The sequence below is a fragment of the Neobacillus drentensis genome (genome assembly GCF_036965425.1).
GTDB classification, from domain to species: Bacteria; Bacillota; Bacilli; order Bacillales; family Cytobacillaceae; genus Neobacillus; species Neobacillus drentensis_F.
This window is the reverse complement of sequence record NZ_JBALPP010000055.1, coordinates 2,770-21,746: the sequence shown is the minus strand read 5'-3', so window position 1 is coordinate 21,746 and position 18,977 is coordinate 2,770. Positions and strand designations below refer to the sequence as shown.

15 protein-coding genes, 1 tRNA gene, 1 pseudogene and 1 riboswitch are annotated in these 18,977 nt (G+C 41.5%); of the genes and pseudogenes, 13 read left to right on the top strand and 4 right to left on the bottom strand.

The genetic code is table 11. The annotated features are described in order from the left end of the window. Positions 1-114: 114 nt before the first annotated feature. Positions 115-183: pseudogene (locus tag V7161_RS30410) on the bottom strand (YjcZ family sporulation protein); the annotation flags it as partial. A gap of 131 nt (positions 184-314) precedes the next feature. On the opposite strand from V7161_RS30410, the gene V7161_RS15800 reads away from it, so the two are divergent. From V7161_RS15800 to V7161_RS15750, 11 genes are all read left to right on the top strand, one after another. After that, positions 315-482, top strand: a complete 168-nt coding sequence (locus V7161_RS15800) for a hypothetical protein (RefSeq protein ID WP_335713937.1) — start codon at positions 315-317, stop codon at positions 480-482. 468 nt (positions 483-950) lie between these two features. Further along, entirely contained in the window at positions 951-1,271 is a 321-nt protein-coding gene (locus V7161_RS30405) for a heterocycloanthracin/sonorensin family bacteriocin (protein ID WP_420491627.1), read from the top strand. A 166-nt stretch (positions 1,272-1,437) separates the two neighbouring features. Next, entirely contained in the window at positions 1,438-3,375 is a 1,938-nt protein-coding gene (locus V7161_RS15790; protein ID WP_335713935.1) for a putative thiazole-containing bacteriocin maturation protein, read from the top strand. Next, on the top strand, positions 3,375-5,315 hold the full coding sequence (locus V7161_RS15785; protein ID WP_335713934.1) for a TOMM precursor leader peptide-binding protein: 1,941 nt from the start codon (positions 3,375-3,377) through the stop codon (positions 5,313-5,315). Before V7161_RS15790 ends, V7161_RS15785 begins: the two co-directional genes overlap by 1 nt. Before the next feature lie 22 nt (positions 5,316-5,337). Beyond that, entirely contained in the window at positions 5,338-6,918 is a 1,581-nt protein-coding gene (locus V7161_RS15780) for a SagB family peptide dehydrogenase (RefSeq protein WP_335713933.1), read from the top strand. A 509-nt stretch (positions 6,919-7,427) separates the two neighbouring features. Then, positions 7,428-8,117, top strand: coding sequence for a hypothetical protein (locus V7161_RS15775; RefSeq protein ID WP_335713932.1), 690 nt, complete (start codon positions 7,428-7,430; stop codon positions 8,115-8,117). 127 nt (positions 8,118-8,244) lie between these two features. Next, a riboswitch (TPP riboswitch) is annotated at positions 8,245-8,353 on the top strand. Positions 8,354-8,435: 82 nt separating this feature from the next. Then, the gene (gene tenI / locus V7161_RS15770) at positions 8,436-9,089 is read left to right on the top strand and encodes a thiazole tautomerase TenI (protein ID WP_335713946.1); all 654 of its coding nucleotides are present in this window, start codon (positions 8,436-8,438) and stop codon (positions 9,087-9,089) included. A gap of 1 nt (position 9,090) precedes the next feature. Then, entirely contained in the window at positions 9,091-10,230 is a 1,140-nt protein-coding gene (gene thiO / locus V7161_RS15765; protein WP_335713931.1) for a glycine oxidase ThiO, read from the top strand. Between the two features lie 2 nt (positions 10,231-10,232). Further along, positions 10,233-10,436, top strand: coding sequence for a sulfur carrier protein ThiS (gene thiS, locus V7161_RS15760; protein ID WP_335713930.1), 204 nt, complete (start codon positions 10,233-10,235; stop codon positions 10,434-10,436). A gap of 2 nt (positions 10,437-10,438) precedes the next feature. Beyond that, entirely contained in the window at positions 10,439-11,206 is a 768-nt protein-coding gene (locus V7161_RS15755) for a thiazole synthase (RefSeq protein ID WP_335713945.1), read from the top strand. Continuing rightward, positions 11,203-12,222, top strand: coding sequence for a thiazole biosynthesis adenylyltransferase ThiF (locus tag V7161_RS15750; RefSeq protein ID WP_335713929.1), 1,020 nt, complete (start codon positions 11,203-11,205; stop codon positions 12,220-12,222). Before V7161_RS15755 ends, V7161_RS15750 begins: the two co-directional genes overlap by 4 nt. Positions 12,223-12,404: 182 nt before the next feature. Here V7161_RS15750 and V7161_RS15745 read toward each other — a convergent pair whose 3' ends face one another. Both V7161_RS15745 and cudC read right to left on the bottom strand, forming a co-directional pair. Continuing rightward, positions 12,405-14,009 (bottom strand): sodium:solute symporter family protein, encoded by a 1,605-nt coding sequence (locus V7161_RS15745; protein ID WP_420491628.1) that lies wholly within the window; start codon positions 14,007-14,009, stop codon positions 12,405-12,407. Positions 14,010-14,432: 423 nt separating this feature from the next. Next, complete coding sequence (gene cudC / locus V7161_RS15740) at positions 14,433-15,008, bottom strand: choline uptake/conversion transcriptional regulator CudC (RefSeq protein WP_335713927.1); 576 nt, start codon at positions 15,006-15,008, stop codon at positions 14,433-14,435. 209 nt (positions 15,009-15,217) lie between these two features. Here cudC and betB point away from each other — a divergent pair, with 209 nt between their 5' ends. Next, positions 15,218-16,720 carry a betaine-aldehyde dehydrogenase gene (betB, locus tag V7161_RS15735; protein ID WP_335713926.1) on the top strand — a complete coding sequence of 501 codons (1,503 nt, stop codon included), beginning with the start codon at positions 15,218-15,220 and terminating at the stop codon, positions 16,718-16,720. A gap of 111 nt (positions 16,721-16,831) precedes the next feature. Further along, positions 16,832-18,529: a choline dehydrogenase gene (betA, locus tag V7161_RS15730; RefSeq protein WP_335713925.1), complete on the top strand. Its 1,698-nt coding sequence runs from the start codon at positions 16,832-16,834 to the stop codon at positions 18,527-18,529. Positions 18,530-18,669: 140 nt separating this feature from the next. Here betA and V7161_RS15725 read toward each other — a convergent pair. After that, positions 18,670-18,766 (bottom strand) — tRNA-Sec (locus V7161_RS15725). Positions 18,767-18,977: the final 211 nt, after the last annotated feature.

Genomic DNA, 18,977 nt, shown 5'->3' with positions numbered 1-18,977 from the left:
ATAGCTCAAAATATGTTTGGTGCAGACCAGAAGAACCGTCCCCATCCCCGAATTGAAGCAAAAAAGACTCCTTAACTGGAGCCTTTTTCATATGCCAAACATCTTACCCTGTTATTAGATGAAGGATGTTCCAACAATGATAAGAAGTATGAACAATACTACGATTAAAACAAAGCTGTTGCCAAAAAAGCCGAAACCTCCGTAGCCATAACCGCCGCATCCGTATCCAAACATATTTATCACCACCCTTTGTTTTTCTTAAGAGAAAACCTTTTCCATATATATATATATATATTTTTTTAGAGGAGGGACGATTGGACAAACATCATAGTGACAAAAAAATCAGCGTTGTCTTTAAACGTAAAGAGACGTCTGCACTACATGCAAACGTCTCTTTGGAGGTAAATATCTATGTCTTTGGCGGTGGCAATAATAATATATGTCAGATTATGAAAATGGAGTGGACAAGTGCTGATTTTTAGTTAATTAAAATAACAAATCACCCTTCATATAGGTGCTCGTCGTGCGCTTTAGTCCGTAAAAACGTAAAGATTGGCGTTCAAAAGATCTCAACCAATTTGGTTGGGGTCTTGGAGCCTCCTCGGCGCTTTGGCGCCTGCGGGGTCTCCAGTAACATCTATATCCCGGAGGAGTCTCACGCCCTCCACTCCAATCAACAGGGGTAAAAAATCAACAATGATCTTTAACACAGCCTATTTTTAAAAACGTAGATTTAATTCAAGTAAGGATTAATCAACGATCAGTGCTTTCTGTAATGAAGAAACATTTTACATAATGAAATAGGCTTTTACATCAGTAACAATGACCTAAAAAGAATCATAATTTGTTTAAGAGAGTACGAGAAGGAGCCTACACGGGTTCATAAAAAAACAATTCAACTCTCTTAACAGGTGGATAACCTGATTATAAATAGCAAAGGGGAGGAAAAAATGCAGAATTTCCAAAATGATCTTCAAGCGTTAGGGATGGATCCTTACCAAGTGGGTCAGTTAGTTCCTATGGATTATCAAACTCAAGATCTTAGCCTTTTTGACGACAGGCGTTGTGGTGGCTGTGGTCGTTGCGGTGGCATGTGCGGTGGCTTCGGCCGTTGCGGTGGCTTTGGCCGTTGTGGTGGCTTTGGGCGTTGCGGTGGATTTTTCCGTTGTGGCGGCTGTGGCGGCTGTGGCAGTTGCTTTGGTTTTAGCTGTTTTGGTATTGGTTTTAGCTGTTTTGGTATTGGTTTTAGCTGTTTCGGTTTCTGGTGGTAAATTTTTTAAAAAAATGCCCCTGCTGAAGGGGCATTTCTTTTTTACCGATAGGAAAATAGGTGCTTGCCAAACGTCAAGTTGGCTTTATTTTACTCATATTGGACAAATAAAAGTACATAAACTGATAGTGCATATCTACGAATAATTTGAACGAAGGAGGAGCTGAATGGCAGAACTAAACACAAATTCACGTCTGAAGGTGAAAAGAGATACCTTTTATTTACCTGATCCACAAGGTGGTGTGTATTTTAGAAATAATCAAAGTTCATTCCGTTTGGAAGGCGGTACCATCTATCAATGGATTGAAAAACTGATGCCAATGTTCAACGGGGAGCAATCATTAGAACACATAACAGAAGGATTAACACCCCCATATCGTAACAGGGTATATGAGATTGGAGAAACATTGTACAAGAATGGTTTTGTTCGAGATGTAAGCCAAGATCATCCTCACCAATTGAAAAGGAACATTCTCGAAAAGTACGCTTCACAAATGGAATTTATCGAGAGTTTTGTAGATTCCGGTCCGTACCGATTTCAACAATACCGACAGGCTAAAGTTTTGGCTGTTGGCTCTGGATCCGTTTTGGTTTCATTGGCTGATGCCCTACTTGAATCGGGGCTTCCAAAATTCCATTTCATGATAACGGATTCGGTACCAACAAATGAGGTACGGATTCATGAACTCGTTCGCAATGCCCGCAACGATGACTCCGAGGTGATGGTAGAACAAATACCATATCACGCTGATGGCAGGGATTTTTGGCAAGAAGCAGTAAAGCCCTATGATTGGATCCTATATATCTCACAAGATGGAAATGAAAAAGAGCTTAGGGAGCTAAATAGGGTGTGCAAAGAAGAGCGGAAGGTATTTGTACCGGGCATCTGCTTAAACCAAGTGGGGCTCGCTGGTCCAGTGGTTCATCCTGAATCCGAGGGATGCTTTGAATCCGCATGGCGCCGAATCCATCAATCTTCCTTGCAATTAGATCGACAGCAGCCATCTTTTTCGGGAACAGCCGGAGCGATTCTTGCCCATGTCATGGTATTTGAATTTTTTAAAAAGGCTACCGACATAGCAGACTCCAATCAGAGTACCAAAATTTACAATCTTGATCTTGAAACACTCGAAGGAGACTGGATTTCATTCATCCCCCATCCATTGGTTGCCAATTATGATGTTTCGCCTCGACTTGTGGAAGTTCTCGATGTAGGCTTAGAGCAAGACGAGAGTGAAAAGGATCCAAATCATAACCTCTTGGAGTATTTCAATCTAATCACTTCTGTAGAAACGGGTATTTTCCATATCTGGGAGGAACGTGATCTGAAACAGCTTCCTCTATCACAGTGCTATGTTCAAGCTGTTAATCCAGTTTCAGAAGGACCGGCAACTCTCCTGCCGGAGGTTATCTGCACAGGATTAACCCATGAGGAAGCAAGAAGGGAAGCAGGACTCACAGGTATAGAAATGTATGTCTCGCAAATGATAGAGGAATTCACAGATCGGAAAAATAATGTGAATGTACACGATCGATTCATGGGCGTAGGTGCGGGAGAAACAATCCCAGAGGCAGTTTGTCGAGGTCTTCAGGCATATATTGATGAAGAATTGAGACAAAGAAAGGCCAATGATAACAGCACGATTTTTCAAATTCCACTGGGAACGATAGAAGATCAACAGTGCCGAATATATTTAAATGCCTTGACTACCTTAAATGGTGCACCGACAATCGGCTTGAAAGAGGATATTTTAGGATTCCCTGTCATTGGGGTACGATCGAATGGCCGATGGTACACCAGGGCAGGTTTAAATACGGCATTGGCATTACGTTATTCATTACAACAGGCGCTGTTGGATGCACAAAACGACTTGAATGTAAACGAGAGGGAAATGGAGTCAGCTGTTTTTCTGAAAGAAAAGAAATTTAAGCTCGATATCCCCTCATATGCAGAAATAACACAATTGGAGTTATTGCAATCTTCTTTACAGGTGTTGAACAGAAAGAACAAACAGCTATTCATCTATGATCTTGCGTTCGAACCATTTTTAAAACAAGAATTGGCAGGAGTGTATGGTGTACAGGTCCGAGAGGGGGAATCCTGATGGCTGCCCAGATTCTTATTGAGGGACAGGGATTATTAGCGGATTTTGTCTCTGATCGATTGTCCGTCAGCTATCTCGTTAAGCGTCAAAGCCTATTAGAAGAAATCCCCGAAGACACAGAATTCGCCCTTGTACTAAACGATGCATGGAATCCATTGGATCATAAAAATGCAGAAGAAAGATTCAGGGAACCAGGAATACCCTGGCTTCGAGGATTCATTTCCTTTGGGGAGGGAATTATCGGTCCAATCGTACGCCCCGAAAGACCAGGATGTTCTCGTTGTGCTGACATCCGGCGTATATTAGCTGGACCTGACCGCCGTGAGATGTGGGGATTTCAGATGAGCAGGGCTAGAGGAGAAGGTGAAATGCAGGATGCTTGGGCATCAAGAACGGGTCTATCGCAAATCGCCGCGTTGATATGTAACGAAGTACAAAAGGTTTTTCAAGGGGAACCCAGCCATTTGGAAGAAAGAGTTTTCATTATGAATCTGAGGACGTTAACAAACTCTCTTCATCCATTCTTGCCAGATCCATTATGCCCTATCTGCAGTCCATTACCTGATGACACGCCGGAATTGGCTCAAATCAAGTTGGAATCCAGTCCTAAAATAAATAGTAGGGGTTATCGCACACGTTCGATGGAGGAATTGAAACCGTTCCTCGTCAAGGATTACCTCGATTATCGCAGTGGGGTGATGAATGGTAAAATGCAGGATTTCTCCCTGCCGTTCGCGGATGTATTAATAAACCTGCCGCTGTTTGAAGGGGATGAGGGAGTAGCGGGAAGGTCTAATTCTTATGAAATGAGCGAGCAGACTGCTATTTTGGAAGGCTTGGAACGATATTGCGGGCTTGAGCCGCGAGGAAAAAGAAAGATCGTTCGCGACAGCTATCACAATCTAGAAAAAATAGCATTAAATCCAGCAAGGGTAGGTTTACATGAAAAAGAACAATATAGAAAGCCACATTTTCCGTTTAAATCCTTTCATCCTGATACCCCGATGAATTGGGTTTGGGGCTATTCGTTCTTACAAGAGCGACCTATTTTGGTACCGGAGTTACTAGCCTATTACAGTTTGGGTTATGGGGAGTGTTTCGTTTATGAAACCTCCAACGGATGTGCATTAGGGGGGAGTTTAGAGGAAGCGATTTTCCATGGAATCATGGAAGTCGTTGAGCGGGATTCCTTCTTGTTAACCTGGTATGCCAAACTTCCTCTTCCGCGGATTGACCTTCATTCTGCCGACGATAAGGAATTACGGCTGATGGTCGACCGAGTACATGAAGTGACAGGATATGAACTTCATTTTTACAATTCGACGATGGAGCATGGAATTCCAAGCGTATGGGCACTAGCAAAAAACAGAAGATCCAAAGGGCTAAACCTGATTTGTGCAGCCGGAGCGAACCTTGATCCTGTAAGCGCCGTAAAAAGCACGATTTACGAGCTTGCAGGAATGATGGGTAAACATGACGAAAAATTGGAACAAAATCGACAGAAATATAAAGATATGCTGCGAGATCCGTTCGCAGTACGGACGATGGAGGACCATGGTCTGCTGTACGGACTTCCTGAAGCTGAAGAACGGCTGGATTTTATATTAGATGACAAGCGTCCATCCCGTACGTTTGCTGAAGAATTCAAGCAGCCTCCGGCCAATTCTGATTTGAAGGATGATCTATTGGATATTTTAAACAGATTCCGCCGCTTAAACCTCGAAGTCATTGTGGTTAATCAAACAACTCCAGTTATAGAACGGAACGGATTATTCTGTGTAAAGGTTTTAATTCCAGGAATGTTACCAATGACGTTTGGTCATCACCTTACCCGTGTGAAAGGGCTGGAGAGGGTACTCAAGGTACCGAAGGAGCTAGGATATAAGAAGACACCGTTATCATACGAACAACTAAATCCATATCCCCATCCATTTCCATAATTGAAGAGTAGGAGGTTTAAGTTTGGAGCTCGATACATTTCTACACAATTTGCATTTTGACCAGGAAAAAATCTTTCCGCCTGATTGGCAGGTGGACTGGGAAGATGGACCCCTGCCCTATAAACTGTATCGCGGCTTACCAGTGATTCCTCTCAACACAGAAAAACCTTTATCCCTCAAGCGAGGAGATTTCCAGCAAAAACCAAGTCTGGAGGAGCTTGGCCATTTCTTATGGTATGTATATGGTCTAACACAATATTCACAAACCGCAATAAACGTTGGAATGGATGAAAATGATGTAATGGTTGCCCAATCAAAAAGGAGATTTGTTCCATCCGGAGGAGCGTTGTATCCGAGTGAATTATATGTTTATGTAAATCTAGAGGGAGCTCCAAATGGAATTTACCATTACGATGCGGCCCATCACAGCCTTGTTTTGCTGCGAGAAGGAAACTATGATTCCTACTTATCTAGAAGTCTTGGTAACGGTTGTGATATTTCAAACAGTTTTTGCACTGTTTTTGTCTCGACGATGTTCTGGAAGAATTTCTATAAATACAATAACTTTTCTTATAGGCTCCAAGGGTTAGATGCAGGAGTGTTAATAGGGCAAACGTTGGAAGTGGCCGAACAGATTGGGTTTTTCTCTCGCGTATGCTATCAATTTCTTGATCCGGCCATCAATCATTTACTTGGATTATCTGAAAAGGAAGAAAGTGTATATGCGGTTATTCCATTAGCCATACATCAACGTATCCATTATGCTGACAATGAGACTAATAGTGACATTGTTTCTGCGACTGAATTATGCAGGGAAATTCCCATGTTGAAACATGTTTATTATAACCGATCGAAGAGAGTCCTTGATTATCCGATGCTGAGAAAACTTACTGAGGCATCGAGGATGGAAACGACTGAGTCATTTGTGAAAATCATGAAACAGAAAAGTGAAAAGCTTTCCTTAAGTTCTGAGATGTTATTTTTGCCCTTAACAGACCACTTATCGTACGATTTCGCATCCATTTGCAGGGAGCGCCATTCACTTGATAGCGATTTTGTTTTGGGAAATGTAAGTCAAATTCAACTTTCGACTTTGTTAAAAGATACATTTTCCTTCTCATATCAAAATGACCTCGATGAAACAGAAGGGCAGATAGAGACTCGTTTTTCACTGTATGGCAGTTTGTATAACGTCGAGGGCGTACCAAATGGTACCTACTCCTATGACATTAGTACTCATGCCCTTCGGAGAATTAATCAGGGTGATTACCGGCAACTTTTACATTTTGGATTAACAATGCCCAATGTGAATCTGTTTCAAGTTCCGTTATGTATGCATGTCGTTGGAGACAGGGATTACAACAAAGAGAAGTTAGGGTATAGAGGATATCGTATTCAACAGATGGAGGCGGGCATTCTTGTGCAGCGGCTGCTCTTGGTGTCGGGTGCCTTAGGGATGGGGGGCCATCCATTGCTGGGTTTTGATGTGAACCAATGTGATGAACTTTACAGGATCAATTCGAAAGGAAAAACCAGTTTGATTAAAATCCCTGTTGGAACCTATCGTCCCCGCGCCTGGTTAAAGGGAGGTTTCCGAAGCTAGGTTTTATTGCAAAAATAAACAAAACTGAAACCATCCAATTTTGGATGGTTTCAGTTTTGTTTCTATACCTGAATGTACATGTTTTCAGAAAAAACCATTTACCAACAATAACATAACTATTTTATCTGATTCATTTTTAAAAAATGAATATATGAGAATAGGGATAACAACCTATTAAGGTTACCTATAGTGAAACCATCAATTACTTATAGGATGGAGAGCTTCTAATAAATACTTTCTTCGGCTTTAACAACCCATACCTCGAATAGATTATTTAAATGCATCAAATAATCAGATGCAACACCGAATTAACCCTGTATTTTTTAAACATTACCTTTGTTATTTAACTTTTTGGGTAACAAAAACATATATGAAAGGATTTATTTAATTAGTTCTTGGAATGGAAAACCTAAAGGATGAAAAAACTATAGGAATGAAATCTAATTGGTGATGTAGTAAAAGGAGACACACTGGAAGTATGCATAAATGAAATTCGGGAGGCATAGCGAATGAGAAGGATAAATCCAGGCTCCGTTATTTCTTACATAAAGTATGGGAATCTAAAGATACCAAAGAATATTCAGTACGAATGCCCGGGATGCAGAAAAACCACTGAATTTATGCTTAATGCAAACTACCAGAGCAGTAAGAATGGCATGGTAACTGAGTGTAGTTGTCCATTATGTAAAAAATCAGCAGTATTCGTCATTATGACTAAGGAAGGTATAGATGAACAAGGCGAAAATGCTGATACTTTTATTTATGACCTTCAAGCTTCCAAACATCCGGTAAATCAAATAGAAAGTCTACCCAATATACCAAAGGATCTGATCAGAGCCTACCGTTCAGCAATAAATGTTTATGAAGCTAGAGAAAATTCAGCAACTGCCGTTATGTCTAAACGTGTGATTGAAAGTATCCTAAAGCATTTTCTCGGGGATAAAAGTAAGGCTCAGCCTTTGTCTCAACAGCTTGAAATCCTGCCGAATCATGTGGATTTGGCAAAGCCTATTCAATCCCTTAGCCATTTATTGGCAACTGATGGTTCCCTTCATCGGATGCTTGAATTGGAAACCGAAATGGATTACGAGACGACATCGTTAATAATGGACTTATTAGAAAGCTTGATTGAGTATCTATTTGTTTTGCCGGGCAAAATCGAAGTTACCAATAATAAGATAGCAAAGAAATTTAATTAGCAGAAAGCATAGTAAACTAAATATTAGTTAAATGAAGGTTCCCTAAGTATAAAAAAGTTATTTAACTTTTCTAACCGAAGTGTTAATATTATCCTGAAAGGTTTACATTACAAATTAATATTTCAAGCAATTCCGCTAGAGGTGCCTTTTTAAAGGGCTGAGATTGAAGTGTAACTTCGGGACTCTATGAACCTGATCTGGCTAATACCAGCGTAGGGAAGTGGAAAACTGGATATTTGAAGAACCATCGTTTCTATTCAAATTTTCGACCACTTCCTTAAACATTTGGAAGTGGTTTTTTGTTTTTCACTTTATTTTATAGATAAGCGGAAACTTCTCAAAGGGGGGACTTGTATTTTCACTAGTTTTAATGGGAAAGAGTTTCATATTATCTCCAATGGAAAAATGCCGATCGAGCAATTATGTGAAATTGTAATGGATATTCACCCATATGTAACCGCGATTCACCTACGAGAGAAACAAAGATCCGCTCGGGACCTTTTTCAAGCAGTTGAACTTTTTTCAAAGAAAAACATACCCCTATCTAAGATGATGATTAATGATCGGGTCGATGTTGCCTTCGTAACAAGAGTCAGGGGAGTTCAATTAGCCTTTCATAGTTTAGCTGCAGACCTTGTAAAAGAAAATTTTCCTCAACTTATGTTAGGGAGTTCCATTCACTCCTACGAAGAAGGAGAAAAAGCAAAAGAAAGTGGTGCTGATTACGTCCTATACGGTCATGTTTTCCCTTCCCAATCAAAGCCAGGAATGAGACCCAAAGGACTAGAGGAATTATCTAGGATAACCCAACTGGACATTCCAGTGATTGCCATTGGCGGCATAACACCCGAGAATACGGGGCAGGTACTTCAGGCTGGAGCAAAGGGGATTGCTGTCATGTCAGGTGTTTTAGAAGCTAGCGATCCATTATTGGCAGTAAAAGCTTACATAAATGTATTAAAGGAGGGATAAAGTGGAAAATTCATTTGATGTTGCCATAATTGGTGGAGGAATTAACGGGACCTCCATTGCCTATCAACTATCAAAAATGGGAAGAAAAGCAATCATCATTGAGAAAGATCAATTGGCTTGCCAAGCGTCAAGTGCGGCTGCCGGAATGCTGGCAGCACAAGCGGAGATTGAACAAGACGGTCCTTTATTCCAGCTGGCTTTAAAAAGTCAGGGAATGTTTTCTGCGATTACAAGTGAGTTATATGAATATTCAGGAATTGATATCGAGTATGTAAATAAAGGGATGTTCAAAATTGCTGAAACCGAAGAAATAGCAAACGAAGTAAAAAAACAGGTTGCCTTTCAAAGGAAATGGGATCCAACGATTAAATGGCTGGATACAAAGGAATTACAAGAAATGGAACCGTCCCTTTCGACCCATGTAGTCGGAGCGATGTATCTCCCTAACGATGGGCATGTGCAGCCAGCAAAGTTAACCGAAGCGTTTGCCAAAGCGGCTGTCTATTTTGGGGTGGAAATACTTGAAAACACGGAGGTCCTTTCGTTTATTTTTGAAAATGGACAGGTGAAAGGAGTTAAAACCACCAAAGGCATCATCCATAGCGAGCAAGTGGTCGTAGCAAACGGGGCTTGGGCGGCGAAATTAATGCGTGAATCTGGGCTGGATATTAGTGTTTATCCTGTTAAAGGTGAATGCTTTTCGATAAGAACAGATAAACCGATCATCAACACGACGATTTTTTCCGATAAACGCTGTTATCTGGTCCCAAAGCGAAATGGGGAAATTTATATTGGGGCGACCATGATTGAGCATACCTTTGATAACAAGGTAACGCCAGAAGGAATTACGACATTAATAGAAAGAGCCTCTCAACTTGTTCCTCAGATTAAGGAGGCAGCGTGGGAGCGGGTGTGGTCGGGAATTAGGCCGCAAACTGCCGATGGACTTCCTTACCTTGGTGAGCATCCCAACTGGAAGGGACTGTTTGTTGCCTCAGGGCATTTTCGAAATGGGATTTTATTAAGTCCGATTACAGGGAAACTAGTCGCTGATCTATTGGCAGGCAGATTGCTAGATGAGAGTCTTCTCTTAGCATTTCAATTAGAAAGACATAAAGTAACGGTGGATTTGGGAGGTTAAACATGAAGGTATTATTGAATGGCGAGTTGGTCCAATTGCCAGAGCAGGTATTGTTTGTTTCAGATGTTCTCAAACATTATGAAATCCATGATAAGGTCGTTGTCGTGGAAGTGAACGGTGAGATATTAACCAAGTTAGAACACCAAAGTACTAGATTAGCAGATAAAGATAAAATTGAAATAGTCCATTTTGTAGGAGGCGGTTGATGATGTTGAAAATCGGTTCATTATCCTTTCAATCTCGTTTGTTACTGGGAACGGGAAAGTATCCAAGCTTTGAAATCCAGAAGGAAGCTGTGGAAGTTTCCGAAGCAGAAATTCTTACGTTTGCGGTTAGACGTATGAATATTTTTGAATCAAGCCAGCAGAATTTTTTGGAACAGCTAGACACCAATAAATATACGCTTCTGCCCAATACTGCAGGAGCAAAAACCGCAGCAGAGGCTGTACGGATTGCCAAATTAGCCAAAGCTTCAGGCCTATGCGATATGATTAAAGTGGAAGTGATCGGCTGTGATAAAACATTGCTCCCTGACCCGATTGAAACCTTAAAAGCCACACAAGAATTAGTGAAGGAGGGATTTATTGTCCTGCCGTATACCTCCGATGATGTGGTTTTAGCCAGGAAGCTTCAAGAAGCCGGTTGTCATGCTGTCATGCCAGGGGCATCGCCAATCGGATCTGGTCAAGGAATCATCAATCCCGTTAACCTGAACTTTATTATCGAACAAGCGGTCGTTCCTGTGATTGTGGATGCAGGGATTGGCTCACCTGGGGATGCGGCTTTGGCAATGGAATTAGGAGCGGATGGGGTGTTATTAAATACGGCTGTGTCAGCGGCCAAGGATCCGGTAAAAATGGCCAAAGCGATGAAACTAGCGATAGAAGCGGGACGATTAGGCTATGAAGCCGGTCGAATCGAGAAAAAGAGATATGCAACAGCAAGCAGTCCAAAGGAAGGAATGAGTATTGGGTGAATAATCGGTACTCAAGGCAAGAGCTATTTTCACCGATTGGAAAAGCAGGGCAGCAACTAATTTCCAATAAACATGTACTCATTATCGGAGTGGGAGCACTCGGGTCAGGATGTGCGGAAGCCCTCGTCCGCGCTGGAATTGGAAAACTAACCATCGTGGATCGTGATTATGTGGAATGGTCCAATTTACAGCGGCAGCTGTTATACTCAGAAGAAGATGCCAAAAACCGGATTCCCAAGGTGATCGCGGCTAAAAATCGCTTAACAGTTATTAACTCGTCTGTGGCCATTGAGGCCATCATTGGGGATGCTACAGTCGTAGAGTTGGAAGACTGGGCTCAAAAAGTGGATTTGATCATGGATGCAACAGATAATTTCGAAACCAGAATGATCATCAACGATGTATCGCAAAAAGTTGGTATCCCATGGATTTACGGTGCTTGTGTTGGAAGCTATGGTATTTCCTACACGATTATTCCTGAAAAGACGCCTTGCCTTTCATGTTTATTAGATACGGTTCCACTAGGGGGATTAACCTGTGACACAGCAGGGATTATAAGTCCAGCAGTGAATATGGTCGTCTCTTATCAAATAAGTGAAGCATTGAAAATTTTGGTCGGTGATATGGATTCATTAAGAAACAAACTAGTTTCTTTTGATTTATGGAAAAACCAATTTAGTGCAGTCCAAGTGGATAAATTGAAAAAAGCGGACTGTCCTTCTTGTGGGAATGAACGCTCTTACCCTTTTTTATCATTTGAAAATCAAACAAAATCAGCTGTCCTATGTGGGAGAGATTCTGTGCAGATCCGACCTTCCATTCCTACCGTAATGGATTTAGAAACTTTAGAAAAAATATTGGCGAAAAATGGCGGAACAGTACAGCGAAATCCTTTCCTTTTATCTTATACATTGGGTTCACACCGATTAGTCGTTTTTAAAGACGGAAGGGTGTTAGTTCACGGTACGAAGGATATTACCGAAGCTAAGGCGCTTTACCATCGATACTTGGGTTAATTTGAGTAATCCATAGGGACGGTTCTAATGGTCAAATGTTATTCGGTTTCTGACCTCAGGAACCGTCCCTGTGGCTTTGTGATGACACTATACTTTTTTTTCTCATATACATGAAAAGATTTAGTGATTAAGAAAGAAGGGGAGCCCTCCTTTCCTTTTTTGAGTATAAGTATCTCTTGATTTCAGGATACTCTAACTGGTTTGTTGCGTAGAGGGATTGGCGGGCATTTATGTCGAGTAAAATAAGAGACTACTAGAATAGTAATCCATCCTGCTAGCATGGCGGTGGTACGGAATGGAAAATATACTGTTCCATGCTCTGTCATTGGATAATGAATGATAGCAGGTAAACCGAGTAATGGTTCTCCACCACCGATTCGCAATACTAAAGCGACAATGAATCCAGCTAGTGAACCATACCAATTTACACATTTAAAGTATAAAGCACTAGTCAGCTGAGGAAATAAAATACAATAAATTAGGTCGCTCGATAAGTACCATAATGTATAGACACTTTTGGCATTTATGGCAATTAATGTAGCAGTTACACCAACAATGACCACAGTTCTTCTAATTACTTTTTGAAGCTGCTGAGGTGTTGCTTTTGGTTTTACTAATGGTCGATATACGTTCCAAGAAGCCATACCAGAAGCCGAAAGTAATGAGGCTGCCACAGCTCCCATAACAGCTGCGGCTAATCCGCCAAGTGCAATGGCACCAACAATATCCGGGGTCATAAATTTAAATACATAGGTGAGAATCATTGAAGAACTTTCCGGAGCTGACGTTCCAAAGGATGCCCAGTTGGCTTTAAATCCTGCAATTCCTATTAGGGCAGGAGGAATAGCAGCTATGAAACACAAGATTCCTGCAGTAATAGACAACCACATAGCAACATTTTCATTTTTTGCCGAAAGCACGCGTTGGAAATAAATTTGCCAAGGGATACCGCCAAAGACAAGTAAGCAAGCTAAATCCCACCAATACCAATACTGATTTCCCCAGTGTGGATCCTTCCATCCCATTAATGGAGGGAAGAGGCTCATCGAGTCCTTCATGCTGCTTGCGTAATGGTTAAAAGCCGTTGACAGCCCTCCAACATGACCAAATGCGAAGGGTAAAACGAGTATTAAACCAATAAACATAATGGTGATTTGCAATACATCTGTATGAGCAATTGCCCAAAGACCACCGATTATTGTGTATCCAATAGCAACAACCGCGGAAAAAATAATCGATACGGTAAAGCTTAATCCAAGAATCACTCCAATCGCCGTACCTAAAGCAGTTAAAATCGCTGCACTCCAAAATAATTCACCGAGTAGAGCAGGAATATAAAGAAGTCCAGCCATTTTTTTACCGAAACGTTCTTCTAAAGGATCCAACATTGTAGTAAATTCGAGTCTCCGCATTTTTCTTGCGAAGAAAATGCCCCCAAATATTAAGCTTAATGAGTACGCCCATGGCCCTTGTGTCCATACGATCCCAGAACCATAAACAGTTTCTGCCGTTCCTGCAATGTATCCTCCACCGACCCATGTTGCGGTCATCGTAAACATTGAAATCCAAAGGGGCATTGACCTTCCGGCGACAAGCATATCATCAGTTTTCCCTTTATGTTTTGCTACTGCTTTGGCACCAACATAATAAAACGTACAGTAAAGAAGAAGCATCATTAACAAACCCGGCCAATAAATGCTTTTTTGAGAATAGAGAGAATAAATCACACTAAAACTAGTAAATACAATAAAACCCGCTAGTGCTGTTTTAAATGGAGTCCAAAATATTCGCTTTGGTCTTTCTTGTTGATCGATGGTAATAGTTTGTACATTGTCTTGTGTTTGAGTTGCTTCATTTCCGCCCAAATTCATACCTTCTTCCAAATGGTTTTATTAGGAGCTTATTTATATCATCACTTAACATCTAATGATTTCTAGAATTATATATTGAAAGGATTGGTACAACTTGGAAGAATTAATGGTATAATATATTAGATGTGTCGTGTTATTTGACCATCACATATAATGGGTGAACGTGTACAGCGCCAACTTTACTCGGTTCACCCTTTTCTCTTGAAGAAATAGTTACTAAACTTTTTATCGGCATTTTTCGGAATCGCTTACATTTTTTTTGAAGGAAAATCTAACTGGATATTTCCATTTAGAGAATCAATAGAAGAAGGAGCAGATTCGTTCATTTTCCCAATCCTACTAATTACCATCAAACTCTTCAATTAGTTTTATCAATTCTTTTGAACGCAATCCTAGCACCACTTTTTTTAACCAAATGTAATATTTAGTTGCTTCTTCTAGTAATTGAAGATCTTTTCGGGCTTTTGTTTGTATAGCATCTGGCACATCAGGATTTTCTAAAAGAGAATTTAATTGTTCAGTTGATTTTTCAATCGCTTGTAAGTTTATTGAGAGTTCACGATTCCACTTTTTGCAGAAAAAGGAAACAAAAGATACAAAAAAGTCTTTCTCTGCCGTATATAAATCTTTTCGTTCCCCTTTTCGCCAAACTTTTTGTACCATTTCGATATCCATTAGAGATTTGATACTGGTACTCATAGATGGTTTGCTCATTCCCAAACTATTGCCCATCTGGTCCAATGTCATTGGTTCATCGCTAAAATATAAAACTCCATAAAGTCTGCCGACGGATGGAGTTACTCCATATAAATCCATCGTTTCAGCTATAGCATCAATCACATTTACCTCTGCTTCTTCTAGTACTTCTAAATAATCCTTATCCTGGGGTTGAAGATCTCGTTCTACCACATTCATACACATCCTCTCCATAATATCACCCCCTTTTTTCGTAAAAAAATACATAAAATATAATTTTAATATAGCAGAGAGAAAATAAAAGTCAATATAAAATATTTAGAAAATTTAGTATTGACGGAATAAAAAGAAAGTTTTATACTTTCGGTAGATTCAAAACGTTAAATTTTTTCTTAACGAATTCCAATTTTTGGAGGTGTTTATTTCTAATGAAACGAATGTACATCAATGGTCAATGGGTTAAGGCAAAAAGTAATGAAACCAAAGAGATCATCAATCCTTTTAATCAAGAAGTGATAGAAACGGTTCCTCGGGGGAGCAGGGAAGATGCAAAGGAAGCCATAGTAGCAGCAAGAAGAGCTTTTGATGAAGGGGAGTGGAGCACCCTTCCAGCAATGGAAAGAGGAGATTTTCTTTTTCAAGTGGCTCAAAAAATAAAAGAGTATAAACAAGAACTAGCGGAGTTAGAGTCGCTGAATACAGGAAAAACGGTTACAGAAAGTCTCGATGATATGGATGGAATTGCTGGGGTGTTTCAATATTATGCTGGACTTGCTGATAAAGACGGGGGCTTGATGATTGAATCTCCCAACCCAAATTCGGTTAGTCGTGTAGTACGTGAACCTGTTGGAGTCTGTGGATTGATTGCTCCTTGGAACTATCCATTGCTTCAGGCATCATGGAAACTGGCTCCAGCATTAGCAGCAGGAAATACAGTAGTATTAAAACCAGCTGAAATCACTCCACTTACATCTATTAAAATGTGTGAGATTTTTGAAGAAGTTGGTTTACCAAAAGGTGTTGTAAATCTTGTTTTAGGTCCAGGTTCGTCAGTCGGATCAGAATTAGCAGAAAATCCTTTGGTTGACCTTATATCATTTACAGGTGGAACAAATGTAGGCAGACATATAATGAAAGCAGCCAGTGGTAACTTTAAAAAGATTTCAATGGAACTTGGCGGGAAAAATCCAAACATTGTGTTTGCGGATGCCGATTTTGATACCGCGGTTGATTATGCGCTAAATGCCGTTTTCTTCCACGCAGGACAAGTTTGTTCTGCCGGGGCTCGTTTAATTCTTGAAAAATCCATTCACGATCGATTTGTAGAAGCAGTTGTAGAACGAGCAAAGCATATTAAAATTGGAAGCGGTTTCGATGAGGATACGCAAATGGGGCCGGTTATCTCTGCTGAGCATTTGGCTAATATCGAAGATTATATTCAAGCTGGGCTAAAGGAAGGGGCAACGCTTGTTCTCGGAGGAAAAAGACCTAGTGCACCTGAGCTGCAAAAAGGCTTTTTTATCGAACCAACAATTTTTACAAATTGTCATACGAATATGCACATTGTCCAAGAAGAATCCTTTGGTCCTGTACTAACAATAGAGAAATTTGAAACGGAGGAAGAAGCAATCCGTCTTGCTAATGATAGTGTATATGGACTTGCAGGAGCAGTCTGGACACGCGATATGAACCGTGCCGAGCGGGTTGTAAGGAAACTCCGTATGGGAACAACCTGGATTAATGACTATCATCCGTACTTTCCACAAGCACCATGGGGTGGTTATAAACAGTCCGGAATCGGCCGGGAGTTGGGTCATGTTGGGATTGAAGAATATACAGAAATCAAACATATTTATCTGAATACCAGACCAGAACCTACGAATTGGTTTAAAGAAGTGAAGGGGAAAGCAACTCAAATAGCAGAATATTAAAATAATTATGAAGCGTTTATGATTCGCAATTCATTGGAAAACCTTGTGATTTAATGTAAATTAGTTTGTCACTGCATTTAAATTTTTTCAACGTCCAAGGGGGTTTGGAAGATGACAGAAACATATGACATCGTTATTATTGGCGGCGGTAGTGCGGGCTGTGTTCTCGGCAACCGTCTAAGTGAAGATGGAACACGCACTGTACTTGTTCTAGAGGCAGGACGCAGGGATTATGCATGGGATCTATTGATCCAAATGCCAGCAGCTTTGCCGTTCCCCGCAGGGAAGCCACTCTATGACTGGAGATACGTATCTGACCCTGAACCTTATATGAATGGTCGACGTGTCAAGCATGCCCGGGGCAAGGTGCTCGGAGGTTCGGGCTCCATTAATGGAATGATTTACCAACGCGGTAATCCATTGGACTATGAACGTTGGGGCGCGGATCCAGGTATGGAAACATGGGATTTTTCGCACTGTCTCCCGTACTTTAAACGGATGGAAAATGCTTTAGGTTCCGACCCAGAAGATGAACTGCGCGGCCACGATGGTCCCCTCAAACTGGAACGCGGTCCAGCTACTAATCCTCTATTCCAAGCCTTCTTTGAGGCAGCTGTCGAAGCTGGCTACTCGCGGACCGACGATGTAAACGGTTATCGACAAGAGGGATTCGGTCCGTTTGATAAGCATGTGTATAAAGGCAGGCGGTTTTCACCTGCACGTGCATATCTGCATCCGGCTATGGTGCGTCAGAATCTCACTGTGAAAACACGTGCTTTTGTTACTAGTATCGATATCGATGGTAGACGAGCAAACGGTGTGACATATCGACGAAATGGAAAGACTCATCATGTTACGGCAGGTGAAGTTATCCTCGCCGGCGGTGCAATCAACACGCCGCAGTTACTTCAGCTGTCAGGTGTTGGCGATGCCGATTATCTGCGCTCAATTGGCATCAAACCAGTCGTTCACCTTCCTGGTGTAGGCGAAAACCTTCAGGATCACCTCGAAGTCTATATTCAACACGCTTGTCCGCTGCCGGTTTCCCAACAGCCCAACTTAAAGAAATCGCGGATGCCTTGGATCGGTTTGCAGTGGATACTCGGACGCACTGGTCCGGCAGCGACCAACCATTTCGAAGGCGGAGGTTTCGTCCGTTCGAACGAGGAAGTTGCCTATCCAAATCTGATGTTCCATTTCCTGCCTCTAGCGGTTCGGTACGATGGACAGAAAGCGGAAACTGCTCACGGATTCCAGGTACATGTTGGACCAATGTACTCCGATGCCCGGGGGAAATTGAAGATCCGTTCGAGTGATCCCACACAGCACCCGAGTATGGTCTTTAACTATCTTTCTACCGAACAAGACCGACGTGAGTGGGTTGAAGCAATAAGAGTTTCTCGTGACATCCTATCTCAGCGAGCTCTGAAACCTTATAATTCAGGAGAAATCTCACCCGGCCCTTCCGTCCGTACAGACAAGGAGATTTTGGATTGGGTGGCGAAAGATGCAGAGACTGCACTTCATCCAAGTTGTACGGCAAAGATGGGCCCCGATACAGATCCCATGGCTGTTGTAGATCCGCTAACCATGAAGGTCCATGGGCTCGACAATGTACGAGTGGTCGATGCGTCTGCCATGCCTTACGTCACTAACGGTAATATTCATGCACCAGTGTTGATGTTGGCGGAAAAGGCATCGGATTTAATCTTAGGTCGTAAACCGCTGGATCCTTTTAAAGCCGAATTCTACCGTCATGGAGTACATCCGGCCGATGCCGGTACACATAAACCCTTAGTATTGGTTTAAGTGAATCTTAAATAAAAAACTAGCAAACTCCGACATTAGAAAATCCCGTCAATTAACAAAATAAAAAAAAGAGGAGTTCGGTACAGCATGTTCCGTGCTCCTCTTTTTATGAAGGTAAATGTAAACATAATATTTTAATTTGGCGGGAGAGAATGGGAATCGAACCCACCGAACGCCTCACGGACGTCCCACTCAGTTTTGAAGACTGGGAAGAGCACCAGCATCTCAGTCACTCCCATAAGTAATTTTAATCAAAAATGGAAAAATTGACAAGCATTTTTATTATTAATCTATTGACTCAGTTAAAGACCATAGTTGATTTTTAACAGAGTTGATTGGAGCGGAAGGCGCGCAGACTCCTCGAAAATGCTATCGCATTTCCTTCGTGCGTGGGCGGATTCAAAGATGCAATTCAATGTCCTGCGGGAGTACGGGGCAGGGGAGACCC